General features: G+C 58.5%; 11 protein-coding genes. 9 read left to right on the forward strand and 2 right to left on the reverse strand.

The annotated features are described in order from the left end of the window. Window positions 1-31 precede the first annotated feature (31 nt). The 4 genes from GGR28_RS08695 to GGR28_RS08710 all read left to right on the forward strand — a co-directional run bounded on the left by GGR28_RS08695 (window position 32) and on the right by GGR28_RS08710 (window position 5441). A complete protein-coding gene (locus tag GGR28_RS08695) occupies window positions 32-1150 on the forward strand; it encodes a hypothetical protein (RefSeq protein ID WP_183495372.1) in 1119 nt (372 codons plus the stop codon). 159 nt (window positions 1151-1309) lie between these two features. Continuing rightward, window positions 1310-2812, forward strand: a complete 1503-nt coding sequence (locus GGR28_RS08700) for a hypothetical protein (protein ID WP_183495373.1) — start codon at window positions 1310-1312, stop codon at window positions 2810-2812. Window positions 2813-2815: 3 nt separating this feature from the next. Next, complete coding sequence (locus GGR28_RS08705; RefSeq protein WP_183495374.1) at window positions 2816-4072, forward strand: metal-dependent hydrolase; 1257 nt, start codon at window positions 2816-2818, stop codon at window positions 4070-4072. A 178-nt stretch (window positions 4073-4250) separates the two neighbouring features. Continuing rightward, complete coding sequence (locus GGR28_RS08710) at window positions 4251-5441, forward strand: serine hydrolase (RefSeq protein ID WP_246416541.1); 1191 nt, start codon at window positions 4251-4253, stop codon at window positions 5439-5441. Window positions 5442-5540: 99 nt separating this feature from the next. Here GGR28_RS08710 and pyrH read toward each other — a convergent pair whose 3' ends face one another. Together pyrH and tgt are read right to left on the reverse strand one after the other, a co-directional pair. Further along, complete coding sequence (pyrH, locus tag GGR28_RS08715; RefSeq protein WP_183495376.1) at window positions 5541-6278, reverse strand: UMP kinase; 738 nt, start codon at window positions 6276-6278, stop codon at window positions 5541-5543. Between the two features lie 85 nt (window positions 6279-6363). Then, on the reverse strand, window positions 6364-7497 hold the full coding sequence (gene tgt, locus GGR28_RS08720; RefSeq protein WP_183495377.1) for a tRNA guanosine(34) transglycosylase Tgt: 1134 nt from the start codon (window positions 7495-7497) through the stop codon (window positions 6364-6366). 265 nt (window positions 7498-7762) lie between these two features. On the opposite strand from tgt, the gene pth reads away from it, so the two are divergent. The 5 genes from pth to GGR28_RS08745 all read left to right on the forward strand — a co-directional run bounded on the left by pth (window position 7763) and on the right by GGR28_RS08745 (window position 12774). Then, window positions 7763-8311 (forward strand): aminoacyl-tRNA hydrolase, encoded by a 549-nt coding sequence (gene pth, locus GGR28_RS08725; protein WP_183495378.1) that lies wholly within the window; start codon window positions 7763-7765, stop codon window positions 8309-8311. Between the two features lie 48 nt (window positions 8312-8359). Continuing rightward, a complete protein-coding gene (locus tag GGR28_RS08730) occupies window positions 8360-9847 on the forward strand; it encodes a phytoene desaturase family protein (protein ID WP_183495379.1) in 1488 nt (495 codons plus the stop codon). Beyond that, on the forward strand, window positions 9840-10676 hold the full coding sequence (locus GGR28_RS08735; protein WP_183495380.1) for a phytoene/squalene synthase family protein: 837 nt from the start codon (window positions 9840-9842) through the stop codon (window positions 10674-10676). The genes GGR28_RS08730 and GGR28_RS08735 overlap by 8 nt, the downstream gene beginning before the upstream one ends. Before the next feature lie 275 nt (window positions 10677-10951). Further along, the gene (locus tag GGR28_RS08740; RefSeq protein ID WP_221233843.1) at window positions 10952-11635 is read left to right on the forward strand and encodes a carotenoid biosynthesis protein; all 684 of its coding nucleotides are present in this window, start codon (window positions 10952-10954) and stop codon (window positions 11633-11635) included. Further along, window positions 11632-12774, forward strand: a complete 1143-nt coding sequence (locus tag GGR28_RS08745; RefSeq protein ID WP_183495381.1) for a lycopene cyclase family protein — start codon at window positions 11632-11634, stop codon at window positions 12772-12774. Before GGR28_RS08740 ends, GGR28_RS08745 begins: the two co-directional genes overlap by 4 nt. Window positions 12775-13241 lie beyond the last annotated feature (467 nt).

Consider the following 13241-nt stretch of genomic DNA (forward strand, 5'->3'; position numbering starts at 1 on the left):
CAGACTCACGGATTACGCAAACACAACCATCATGCTTAAGCAAAAGCTACTTTTCGCGGCCACCTCGCTCTTCGCTTTGATGCTCGTGTCCACGAGTGTCAGGGCCCAGTACGACGATATGTACTACGATCCGGATGAGTTCCGCAGCGCGGAAACCACCCGTGATTACTACGAAGACGATCGTGATGATTACGTAGATCGCGACGAACGTCGGGCCAGCAATTACGAAGACGATTACTACGATTACTACTACTCCAGCCGCATCCGGCGCTTCAACCGCCCCTACGCCGGTTTTGGCTATTACGATCCGGTGTACGTCGACGTAGCGTACTACGATCCCTTCTTCCGTCCCGGCGGAACAACGGTGCTGATCTACAACAACTACGGTAACTTTAACCGTTTCGGCCGCTCGGCCTATTCCCCCTACGGATTCGCATACGGCAACCGCGGCTTCAACCGCTGGAACCGTGGATTTTACGGTAACAGTTTCGGCTGGAACGATCCTTTCTACGGCGGTGGCTTCAACCGGGGCTACTACGGTAGCGCGTTCGGCTACGGAGCCGGTGCGTACGGCGGTGGATTCGGCGGCTACGGTGGTGTCGGCTATTACTGCCCTCCCGCATGGGGAGCCGGTAATGTCTATGCCGTGCCCAACAGCGTGAACAGTCGCCCTGTCGTGAATACCGCACGTGGCGGCACCACGTCGATCGCCGATCGCGTAGAGCGTGCCCGTCAGCGGAATGCCGTAGCACCCAATAGCCGTACCGCCACGAACGGTGCCCGTTCGACCCGCAGTTCTAGTGCCACCCGTTCTACGGCGGCACCCACTCGGACGAACGCCCGTACCGCCCCGAGTCGCACGGCTACTCCTTCGCGTACCTACACCCCATCACGCTCAGCTACCCCCACCCGGCGCGCAACGCCAACTCGTAGTGCCACCCCTAGCCGCAGCGCTACTCCTAGCCGCAGCACCACGCCCAGCCGGCAGTACACTCCGAGTCGCAGCAACGTGCCTACCCGTAGCGCTACACCCAGCCGCAGCAGTATGCCGACCAGAAGTGCTACCCCCAGCCGCAGCGCTACTCCCAGCCGGAGTGCTTCGCCCAGTCGGAGCAGTGCTCCTACACGTCGCGGCGGTGGAGGAGAGTAACACCGAATCTACGCTACTACGGTAGTGCATCCGAGAAGGGGTGAGAACGGACGTTCTCACCCCTTTTTTGCCGCCTGCCCTTAAAGAAGTCATAATTCAAGCCCGGAGGGAAAACTTTCAATTCCGGGGGCAATTAACCTTATGCTAAGACTGCCGACCATGAAAAGCTTACTCTCCGCCGCGTTTGTCCTGCTGACCCTGGGTGTGGTGAGCGGGCAATCGTACACCGACGTGTTTCGCTACTCCTTCATCTCTCCCCAGGGTTCCGCGCGTTTTGCCGGTACCGGTGGCAGCCTCACGCCAATGGGCGTAGATGCCACTACCCTGCATACCAATCCGGCCGGCATTGGTTGGAACCGTTACAACATGGCACAGGTCACACCTGGCTTCAGCTTCACCGGTACGGATGCCCTGCTGGGAGGTGAGCCGGGCAACGAATCGCTCAGTGAATCGGCCGCCACCTTCACCCTGCCCAGCATGGGCGTGATCCTGGCCGGAAACACCCGCTCGGTCAACTGGTCGACCCTCAATTTCGGCATTAGCATGACCCGCCTGGCCGACTTCAACCAGCAATACCGATTTTCCGGCCGCAGCCCGGGCAGCATCATCGAAGGTTTTGCGGAATTGCTGGATATCGGCGAATCCGACCCCTTCGGAGCTGACCTGGCCGAACCCTTCGTAATATATGAGGAGGGGACGAATCGAATACGTTCTGATTTTTTCGATTTCGCCATCAATGATAATCGCAACGACCCCATTCAGCGCGATGGCCTCTACGATCGCCGCGGCAGCATGAATGAGGTAGCTATTGGTTTCGGGGGCAACTACCGGGAAAAATTTCTCTGGGGCCTTTCGGTAGGGATTCCGTTCTTCTCCTATAAGGAAGACTTCACTTACGAAGAGATCGACGATGAGCGCCTTATTCCATCCTTCGAAAACTTAGCCTACATTCGAAATATTACCTCTTCCGGGGCCGGTTTCAATCTGAAGGCCGGGGTGAACTTCCTGCCCACCGAGCAACTGCGGTTTTCCGCAGCGATTCATACGCCGACCTTCTGGTCGATCGATGATCGTTCCGGTGCTACTTTTACCTACGTCTATACCGATGTCGATGGCACAGAACAGGGTGGTACGGAAGTCAGCGATATTCAGCAACTCACGTATAATTTGCAGACGCCCTGGAAATTTATGGTAGGGGCCGGTGTACTGGTGGGTAAGACCGGTTTTATCAGTGTAGATGCAGACTACAGCGATTTCACCAGCAACCAGATCAGCTTTGATGATTTCGCCACCGCCAACGCAAAATCAGAGGCCGTAAATGCCGACGTTGATGCCATTCTCGGCAGCAGCATCGGGTTACGCGTGGGCGGAGAGCTCAATCTTACTCCCGTACAGTTGCGTGCCGGTGTAGGTTATCGCCAGGTCCCCTACGCTAACTACGCGGAAGTTGAGGATCAGAGCATCATGACCTACAGTGCCGGGGCAGGGTACAGTCTGGGCAAGTTTTTCGTCGATTTAGCCGCTCAGGTCGAGCAGCCGTACGCCACCTTCGAAGAACCTTATGAGACGCTGCTCGTCACCGGCCAGACCCTGACGACCGACCGCACCCGCGTCTCCGTTCTGCTCACCGTTGGATTCCGCGGCTTCACGGCCGGCTTCTAGCGGGTGGATTCACTCACCCAAGTTATTCTCGGCGCCGCCGTCGGGGAAGCCGTTCTCGGCCGAAAGCTCGGCAACCGCGCCATGCTCTGGGGCGGTATCGCCGGTACCCTGCCGGATCTCGACGTGCTGTCGGGGCTCGTGACCGACCCGATGAGCGCCCTGGCCTACCACCGGGCCTTTACCCACAGCCTGCCTTTCGCGATACTGGCCGGTCCCCTGATCGGCTGGACCGTGCACCGGCTACACGCCGATCCGCCCGACAAGCGCCGCTGGATTCATATTTTAGGGGGCGTCCTCGCCTTCTGGGTCCTGCTCACGGTAGGCAGCTATGCCATGCCCATTCCGGTGTACGGCGTGCCGGGTATTGCAGCGATCGTTACGGCGGTCTTCGCGGGAATGTGCGCGATAGTTGGGTGGTGGTCATTGCGGGTACAGCGCTCCCGGGGGCGTATTCACGTCAAGTCGGGTATTCACGTCAATCCGAAAAGGAGGCAGTGGATTCTGCTGTTCTTTCTGGCTATTGTAACCCATCCACTGCTCGACTGCTTCACCGCCTATGGCACCCAATTCTTCGAACCCTTCGCCGCGACCCGCCTGGCCTGGAACACGGTATCCGTTGTCGATCCCCTCTACACCCTCCCTTTTTTGCTCCTCCTCATTCTGGCGGCGAGAAGCGGGCGGGGAACGCAGGAGCGGCGCAAACTCAATACAGCGGGGCTCGTGGTGTCGTCCGCCTACCTATTACTAACGACGGTCAATCACTTCAACGTCCGAAGTGTGTTAGGGGACACAATCGCCGCTAAGGATATCGTAGCCCAGCGTACGTTGCAGGGCCCGACCCTCGGCAATAACCTACTGTGGACCGGCCTGGCACAAACCGGCAGCGATACCTTCTACGTCGGAGAATACAGCCTGCTCGACGAGCGGCGTACCTTCGAACCCATGCTCCGCATCGATGGCCGTCACGACTTGCTCGCCCCCTACCACGGCGACCGGGAGCTCGACATTCTGCGGTGGTTTAGCAACGGCATCTATTCCGTTACCCCGGTGGGCGGCGGTAGGGTACAGCTGAATGACCTGCGCTACGGCCTGCTCGGTGATGATCCCGACGACCCGACCTCCTACCTTTTCAACTGGCAGATCGATACGACCGTCCATCCCGTACGGGTGATGCCGGAGAGCGAGGAAGCGCAGGCGGAACGTGGGGAGCGCATGGGGGCGTTCTTCGGGGAGCTGTGGGATCGGATGCTGGGCGAGTAGCGACGACTTTAGTCGTCCCGCTGTTCGGATGTTGGAGGCAGCATGTCGGCTGAAGGCCGACGCTACTGGGGAGTTGGGTGTTGGAGGCAGCTTGTCGGCTGAAGGCCGACGCTACTGGGAATGGTGGTTGATGGTTAGATTTACCGGTATGCGCCGTACTCCTCGTCACCTAGCCGTTTTGACTCCGTTACTGCTGATAGCAGTGGTGGGTTCGATGCAGACAACGAAGGCGCAGGCCGATCCCCTGGCTACCCTAATCGAGCGCCACCGAGAAGACTTCGGACCCTGGGTGGAATACCCCGACAGTTTTGAGGTACAAGTGCTGTACACGCAGATCGACCGGCAAACTGACGGTACCGTACAACTGCGTACCTACCGTTGGGGGGCGGATTCGACGCGCTACTTCTACCCTGCCAGCACCGTGAAGATGCCGGTTGCCGTTCTCGCGCTGCAAAAGCTCAATGGACTGGGGGTGCTCGGATTGGACAGCCAGACGCCCTTGCTTCACGGAATCGGGCTTGCACCTGCGTCCGCGCCCCAGACGTCCGTACGTTCCGATACGAGTGCGGAAAGCGGCCTGCCGAGTGTCGGCCACTATGTCCGAAAAATTTTTCTGGCCAGTGATAACGATGCCTATAATCGGCTGTTCGAGTGGCTGGGCCCAACCTACATCAACGCTTCACTACGCGCTGCGGGTATAAACGGTGGCCGGATCCAGCACCGGGTGGGGGTAGACGGATTCGAAAACATCTCCCACGCTTACCTCAATCCCGTACAGTTTGCGGATGGATACGAGACGCTGTACCAGATCGGTGAACGCCACGATAAGTATTACGATTCACTGCCCGGTATAGGCGGTCAACAGCGGGGCATCGGTTATACGGAGGGGGACTCACTGATTCGAAAGCCCTTTGACTTTAGTCACAAAAATTACCTGTCGGTGCGGAACCTGCACGATATTCTACTGCGCATCGTGTTGCCGGAGGCGGTAGATACGCCGTTCAACCTAACCGGGGCCGATTATGCACTACTGCGGTCGGCTATGGCGGAACGGCCCCGGGAGAGTGCTTCTCCCCGCTACGCACAGCCGGATAACTACGTCAAGTTCTGGATCTACGGGGATGAGCCGGAGGGGACGCGTATACCCGATAACGTCCGGATCCTCAACAAGGTAGGATGGGCCTACGGTTACCTGACGGACGCGGCCTACATTACCGACGGGGAAGTGGAGTTTATCCTCGTTGGGACAATTCACACCAATGCCAATCGAATTTTTAACGATGGAGTGTATGAATATGAGGAAGTGGGGATGCCCTTTTTCGGCCGGTTAGGACGTGCGGTGATGGAGTATGAGCGGGGCCGGAGGTAGGGGCAGCTTGTCGGCTGAAGGGAGACGTTACTGGGGAGTTGGGTGTTGGAGGCAGCTTGTCGGCTGAAGGCCGACGCTACTGGGGGGCTGAAGCCGACGCTACGCGGGGACGCGGGCGGTCTCGACGTTGGTGACCAGCGTGCCGACGGATTCACCGAACATGATCTTACGAAGGTTGGCGGGCTCGTTGATGTCGAAAACGATGATGGGCAGGTCGTTTTCGGCACAGAGGGCGAAGGCAGCCTGGTCCATGACGCGCAGGTTTTTGTTCATCACTTCGCGGAAGGAGATCCGTTCGTACTTCGTAGCCGTAGGGTCCTTTTCCGGATCGGCGGTGTAGATGCCGTCGACGCGGGTGCCCTTTAGGATGACGTCGGCCCCGATCTCGTTGGCGCGGAGTGCGGCGGCGGAGTCGGTCGTGAAGTAGGGATTGCCGGTACCGGCGCTGAAGATTACCACGCGCCCCTTTTCCAGGTGACGGATCGCCCGGCGGCGGATGTAGGGCTCGGCGATCTGCTGCATTTCGATGGCGGAGATCAGGCGGGTGTAGACACCGTGGGTTTCCATCATGCTCTGCAGCGCCATGCCATTGATCACGGTAGCCAGCATGCCCATGTAGTCTCCCTGGGTACGTTCGACACCGGATTCGGCGGCGGAGAGCCCCCGGAAAATGTTGCCGCCACCAATGACTACGGCCACTTCCACCCCGATGTCGATGAGCTCCTTGATCTGCTTGGTGTAGTAGGTGAGCATTTTGGGGTCGATGCCGTATTGCTGGTCACCCATCAGGGTTTCACCGGACAATTTGAGCATAATGCGGCGGTACTTCAAAGCCATGAGGCGGGTAGGTTTATTATCGCTGCTGCCTGCGGCGCCGGACAAAGGTAATTAAATGACGCTTCGCCGGGGGTGGCTTTTGACATTACAGCTTTCGCTCCAGCAGGGGCACGAGGTTTTCCTTCCAAGCGGTAAAGGAACCGTCGAGAATGTGCTGTCGAGCCTCCCGAACGATGGAAAGGTAGAAGGTCAGGTTGTGTAATGTCGCCAATTGTCCGGCCAGTAATTCTCCGCAGCGGAGGAGGTGACAGAGGTAGGCCTTCGAGTGAAGTTGGGAAGTCGGGGCGGCCGCAGGGTGATCGTCGATGGGGGAGTGGTCGTTCTTCCACTTGGCGTTGCGGATGTTGATGATGCCATCGCGGGTGTAGAGCATGCCGTGGCGGGCGTTGCGGCTGGGAAGTACGCAGTCGAACATGTCGATGCCGCGACTGATGCACTCCAGTAGATTGGCCGGGGTGCCGACGCCCATGAGGTAACGGGGCTTCTCCTTCGGCAGAATGTCGCAGCAGAGCTTCGTGATGCGGTACATATCCGGAATGGGCTCCCCTACCGAAAGGCCACCGATCGCGTTGCCCGGCTGGTCCTGGGAAGCGATAAATTCACAGGACTTTACCCGCAGATCATCGTAGCTGCCCCCTTGTACAATGGGGAAGAGGGCCTGGGAGTGACTGTACCTCGGCTGTGAACCCCGCATGAAGCTAACGCAGCGTTCGAGCCAGCGGTGGGTCAGGTGCATGCTTTTTTCGGCGTACTGCCGGGTTGAAGGATAGGGCGGACACTCGTCAAAGGCCATAACGATATCGGCCCCGATCGTGCGCTGAATGCCCAGGCTACTTTCCGGACTGAACAGGTGCTTGCTCCCGTCGATGTGGCTGGCAAAGGTGGCCCCCTCCTCGGTGATTTTGCGCCGGTGGGCCAGGCTGAAGACCTGGTAGCCGCCGCTGTCGGTTAGAATCGGACCGTCCCATCCCATAAATTTGTGCAAACCACCCGCGGCCTCCATCACTTCCATTCCGGGGCGCAGGTATAGGTGGTAGGTATTGCCAAGAATGATTTGGGCCTTTACCTGCTCTTTCAGCTCCCGCTGGTGCACCCCCTTGACGGTGCCTAGGGTACCTACCGGCATGAAGATGGGCGTCTGGATTTGTCCGTGGTCGGTAGTGAGTACGCCGGCGCGGGCGTCGGTCGTGGGGTCCGTGTGCTCGAGGGTAAACTGCATTGGCGCGAAGGTAGTAAGCCCTCCGGGACCCGAGTTTTTAGGAAAGTAAAAACTCAGTCGGCGAGTTTTTACTTTTTGGCCCTAAACTAAAAACTCAGGTGAAGAGGGCCATGTATTTCGGCACTGTGTTACCCGCCTTGCAGGGTCGCCCTAGAAGGGCTCAACCTTGGTCCAACGGGGGTGCGGGTAAGCCTGCTTTTCTACCTTTGCGCTGCACCTGCGGCCCCGCCAAATGGAGCGACCGAAGTTTATCAGATTCTCCCCCATGAAGTTTCTCATCGCCGGCCTCGGCAACCCCGGCCCCAAGTACGAAGACACCCGCCATAATGTAGGCTTCCGCGTCGTGGAGCAGCTGGCGGACGAGTGGAAGAGCGAGACCCACGGCGATCTGGCCCGCATCAAACACCGGGGCAAGCAACTGATTCTGCTCAAGCCGAATACGTACATGAACCTCAGCGGCAAGGCCGTCCGCTACTGGCTGCAGGCCGAAAATATCCCGAAGGAGAACCTGCTGGTGGTGATGGACGACCTCCACCTCGATTTCGGCCGCCTACGCCTGCGCGGAAAGGGCAGCGATGCGGGCCACAACGGACTGAAGGACATCGACCGGCTCACCGGCGGCAACAACTACGCCCGCCTGCGCGTAGGCATCGGTAAGGATTTTCACCCGGGGCAGCAGGCCGACTACGTGCTGAGCAAATGGACCCGGGAGGAGCGTGAGGAATTACCCGCCCTGCTGAAGGACGCCAGTGAGGCCTGCCTCAGCTTTTGCGCTCACGGACTGGGAAATACCATGACCGCCTTCAACCGATAAACCCTCTCCCCACATTGCTGTTAGGCCGGTACATCATCCCCAGCCTAGTTGAGCAAGCAAGTTACCGTCATTGGGGCCGGATTCGCCGGCCTGTCCGCCGCCGCCCACCTCGCGCGCGACGGGTATCGCGTCAGAATCCTGGAAAAGAACGAGGGCCTGGGTGGCCGGGCCCGTCAGTTTTCCGCCGAAGGATTCACCTTTGACATGGGACCGAGCTGGTACTGGATGCCGGAGGTCTTCGAGAATTTCTTCAACGCCTTCGGCCGCAGCGCCGCCGATTTTTACGAACTGGTGCGCCTCGACCCCAGCTACGAGATCGTCTTCGGCGTCGAGGACCGAGTGGAGGTGCCGGCGACGGTCCACGAACTGTTTGCCCTTTTCGAGCGCCTCGAACCGGGAAGTGCGCCCAACTTGCGCAAATTCCTGCAGGAGGCCGAGTACAAATACCGTGTGGGGATCAACGAGTTCGTACAGAAGCCGGGGCACAGTATCCTGGATTTTGCCGATCTGCGGGTCTTTAAGTCCGCCTTCAAGTTGCAGATGCTGACGGACATGTCGACCTACGTCCGCCGCCTCTTCAAGCACCCGCAATTGATTCAGTTGCTCGAATTTCCGGTGCTGTTCCTAGGGGCTACGCCCGCCAATACCCCCGCCCTGTACAGCCTGATGAACTACGCCGACCTGGCCCTCGGTACCTGGTACCCCCTGGGTGGCATGCACCGCATCATCGAGGGGATGGCGACCGTCGCCCGCGAGCAGGGGGTGGAGATCATCAGTGGCAGCGCCGTTTCTTCCGTGAAGACCGTAGAGGGGAAAGTACAATCGGTAAAGACACAGGACGGACGGACCTACCCGACCGACATCCTCGTCTGCGCCGCCGACTACCACCACTTCGAGCAGGAAGTGCTGCAGCCCAGGGATCGCATGTATACCGAGCAGTACTGGACGAAGCGTACCATGGCCCCCTCCAGCCTACTGTTTTATGTAGGTATCGACCGCAAGGTGCCGGGATTGCACCACCACACCCTCTTCTTCGACGCCGATTTCGATCGCCACGCCCACGACATTTACGAGGAGCCGGCCCTGCCCGAAGACCCGCTTTTTTACGTGTGTGCCCCCTCGGTGACCGATCAAACCGTGGCTCCGGAGGGTTGCGAGAATATGTTCTTCCTTCTTCCCCTGGCTCCGGACCTCGACGATAACGAGGAAATGCGCGAGCATTACTGGAACCTCATGTGCGATCGCCTGTCGCGCCGCATTGGGTTTGATATTCGTCCGCACGTGGTGTACCGCAGGTCGTACGCCCACCGCGAGTTTCGGGAAGACTACAACGCATACCGCGGAAATGCCTACGGTCTTGCGAATACACTCACGCAAACTGCCTTTTTAAAGCCTAAATTGCGGAGTAAGAAGGTTCGTAATCTATGGTACGCCGGTCAGTTAACCACCCCGGGCCCCGGCATGCCGCCCAGCATCATCTCCGGAGAAGTGGCCGCCCGTGACATCAAAAAAGCTTATCCCGTAGCACATGCTTAATCTGTACAAACAAGTATGTCGCGAGTGCGCCTCCCTGGTCACCCGCCGGTACAGCACCAGCTTCAGCATGGGCATTCGGGTCTTCGATGCTCCACTGCGGGCGCCGATCTACGGTATCTACGGTTTCGTGCGGTTTGCCGATGAGATCGTCGACACCTTTCACCACCAGGACAAGCAGATGCTCTTCGAGCGGTTTCGTCAGGATACCTACCATGCGCTCGAGCACGGGATAAGCCTCAATCCCATTCTACAGGCCTTTCAGGAAGTGGCTCATCGCTACCAGATCGGCCGCGACCTCATCGATCCCTTCCTCGACAGCATGGAAATGGACCTCGATAACACCCGCTACAACCCGTCCTTATATAAGGAGTACATCTACGGTTCGGCCGAAGTGGTGGGGTTGATGTGCCTGCGGGTCTTTGTAGACGGCGATGAGGAGGAGTACGACCGGCTGCGTGCGCCCGCTCAGTCGCTGGGGGCAGCATTCCAGAAGGTCAATTTCCTGCGCGACATCCGCTCCGACTACCACGACCGGGGGCGGGTGTACTTTCCCGGCGTGGACTACGATAAATTCGACAACGACGTAAAGGCCACCATCGAGGCCGACATCAAGGCCGATTTCGACCATGCCTACCGGGGAATCGTGGAGCTACCGACCAGTGCACGGTTGGGGGTTTACCTGGCCTACGTCTACTACACCAAGCTTTTTCAGAAGATCCGCAATGCCCCGGCAAAGCACGTCACGGAGCGGCGCATTCGGGTGGCGGACAGTCGGAAGGTGTACCTGCTGGCCAGTTCGGCCGTAAAGCACCGCTTCAATCTGTTGTAGGTGGGCGGCGGCGCGCGGGAGCGGTGGTTATTCAATAATAGCAAGCTTGGTCTGCTACAATTTTTCAACACAGATTGCCTGCGGCAGTCGCTGATTCGCTGCGCTCGGGCACAGATTCACACGGATCTTTTTGCTGTACTTGGCGGGAGAAGTGCCGGTGTCGTCGGCCGACCGAGGCACGAGGCTCGTCCGCCGACTGAGTAGGTACTCGGCGGACGAGCTTCCAACCATTTTCTCCATCTTACGTCTATACTGTGATCAAATGGAGAGCCCCCTTGCCTATACGTCTTCCGGTTGTTAACGATGCAACAGAATCGCCGCTAACCGCTGGTGAGAAATACCTGATATGGTTCCTGCTGTTTGCCTTTGCTTCGGGGGCACTGGCGCATACCCTTCCGGCCGTGCTGCCGGTGACTCGGTATACGACGGATGGGTTGTTGCTGGTCATCAATGGGCTATTGATCTTTAGCCTTTATCGACGGTGGGGCGATGTCCGGTTGCTCTGGTGGCTGGTCTTTGCTTACTGCTTCACCTTCGCGGCCGAGGCGGTGGGGGTGGCTACCGGCGCCATCTTCGGTGAGTACGCATACGGCGCTACTATGTGGTGGCAGTGGCTGGGGGTGCCCTTCGTGATTGCGCTGAACTGGTGCGTGCTGACGCTGGCCACCAACGACCTGGCCGAGCGGATTATCGGGAAGCAACCCTGGTTAGTGGCCGGACTGGCGAGTGTCCTGATCGCCGTATACGACGTGGCGATCGAGCCGGTGGCCATTAAGCTTGACTACTGGCAGTGGGCCGGGGGGAGCATACCGCTGCAGAACTACCTGATGTGGGCGGTGGTGGCCTTTATGATCTCCCTGCCGTTGCAGTTGTTGCGCATTCGGTTTAGGAGTCCGGTCCTGGTGGTCTATCTGTTTGCTCAGTTATTCTTCTTTATGGTGCTTAACTTGGCTTTATGACCGATACCGATACCGATTACGATATCGTAGTGGCCGGGGGCGGACTGGCCGGACTGAGCATGCTGTATCACCTGCACACGGCCGGGAAACTTGGGGAGAAGCGGGTACTGCTGGTCGATCCGGAGCGCAAGGAGGGTCACGATCGTACCTGGTCGTTTTGGGAGAAGGGGGAAGGCCCCTTTGAAAAGTTGGTGCACCACCGTTGGCACCAGGTAACGTTGCACAACGGCAACACTCATTGCTCCTGCGCGCTGCGCCCCTATGCCTACAAGGTGATTTTGAGCAATGACTTTTATGGGTACGTCAATCGTATTTTGGATAAGCTGCCGAATCTGGAACGTCGGTTTACAACGGCGGACCAGTTTCTTCCCACCGACGACAAGGTGCACTTTCGAATGCAGGGGGAAGGGTATAGTGCCACTCACCTTTTCAGTAGTCTGCCGCACCCGCTGGATTACCGGGAAGTGAATCAGCCCTACCTCGATCAGCACTTTCGGGGGTGGTTTGTGGAGACCGATGAGGATACCTTCGATCCCGGGACGGCGGCCATGATGGACTTTCGTACGCCACAGGAAGGAGAGACCCGCTTCTTCTACGTGCTTCCCTTCAGTCAGCGCCGGGCACTGGTGGAGATCGCGATCTTTAGCAACGATCACCTGACCACGGAAGCTTACGATGTACTGATAGGGGAGTACATCCGAGCGAACTGGACCAGGGGGACCTACCGCGTGACGCACACGGAAGCGGGGAATATTCCCATGACGACCTACGGTTATCCCCGTCGCCGCGGCAACCATATATATATAGGACTGGGCGGTGGGGCGGCGCGACCCTCTACGGGATACACCTTTTACGGACTACAGCGGCAACTGGCGCGGATGGCCCGTGACTACCCGGACATCACCGATACGCGGGTGTGGCCGGAGAAGCACCTGCTGTACGATGCGACCTTGCTACGCATCCTGCAGGAACGCAAGCTGGCGGGGGAAGAACTTTTCGTCAATCTATTTCGCGACAATCCGCCGGCACGGGTACTGGCCTTTCTGAACGGGGAGAGTAGTCTATGGCAAGAATTGCGGCTGATGGCGACCACTCCCGTGGGGGTGTTCGGAAGTACTTTCGTGCGGGAGCTGCTGTGAATCACGGACTTGGGTGAGGGAAGAAAAAGAGTCTTGATTTAAACTACTGTTGTGCTTGTACGTTTACAATCACGCGCCCTATCTTTGCCGTCCCGCAAACGATACGTGTGCGCACTCCGCCGGGTCTTTTACAGGCATCTGGCGCCCCCCATACCAAGCTTTCCGCCCCCGAGGCGTCTGCGGCAACGGCCGGCAGCGCGGTGGTGGGATCGCCCCGGGGGGACGGCTTCGGCTTCTGGATAAGTTTTCGAAAATATGTTTCGGAGGGCTTGCAGGAACGGGGCGGGTGAGTGTACCTTTGCGGCCCCGGCGAATGAGCGGGGGTGATTGACCGGGTAGGAAGGGGAGCGAATGAAATTAATTTGCTTCAAAACTTGCACGGGAAAATAACTTGCTGTACTTTTGCAGCCGCTTTGGAAGCAAGGCGAACAAAACGAATAGAAAAGCTGGTGTTTTGGTGCGGGCCC

It is taken from the genome of Neolewinella aquimaris, assembly GCF_014197245.1.
In the GTDB taxonomy this organism is placed as follows: Bacteria; Bacteroidota; Bacteroidia; order Chitinophagales; family Saprospiraceae; genus Neolewinella; species Neolewinella aquimaris.

Bases quoted from the DNA above. Each gene is read 5' to 3' on its own strand.
- GGR28_RS08695 (WP_183495372.1), top strand. From the start codon at position 32: ATGCTTAAGCAAAAGCTACTTTTCGCGGCCACCTCGCTCTTCGCTTTG.
- GGR28_RS08700 (WP_183495373.1), top strand. From the start codon at position 1,310: ATGAAAAGCTTACTCTCCGCCGCGTTTGTCCTGCTGACCCTGGGTGTG.
- pyrH (WP_183495376.1), bottom strand. From the start codon at position 6,278: ATGGCTTTGAAGTACCGCCGCATTATGCTCAAATTGTCCGGTGAAACC.
- tgt (WP_183495377.1), bottom strand. From the start codon at position 7,497: ATGCAGTTTACCCTCGAGCACACGGACCCCACGACCGACGCCCGCGCC.
- pth (WP_183495378.1), top strand. From the start codon at position 7,763: ATGAAGTTTCTCATCGCCGGCCTCGGCAACCCCGGCCCCAAGTACGAA.
- GGR28_RS08735 (WP_183495380.1), top strand. From the start codon at position 9,840: ATGCTTAATCTGTACAAACAAGTATGTCGCGAGTGCGCCTCCCTGGTC.
- GGR28_RS08745 (WP_183495381.1), top strand. From the start codon at position 11,632: ATGACCGATACCGATACCGATTACGATATCGTAGTGGCCGGGGGCGGA.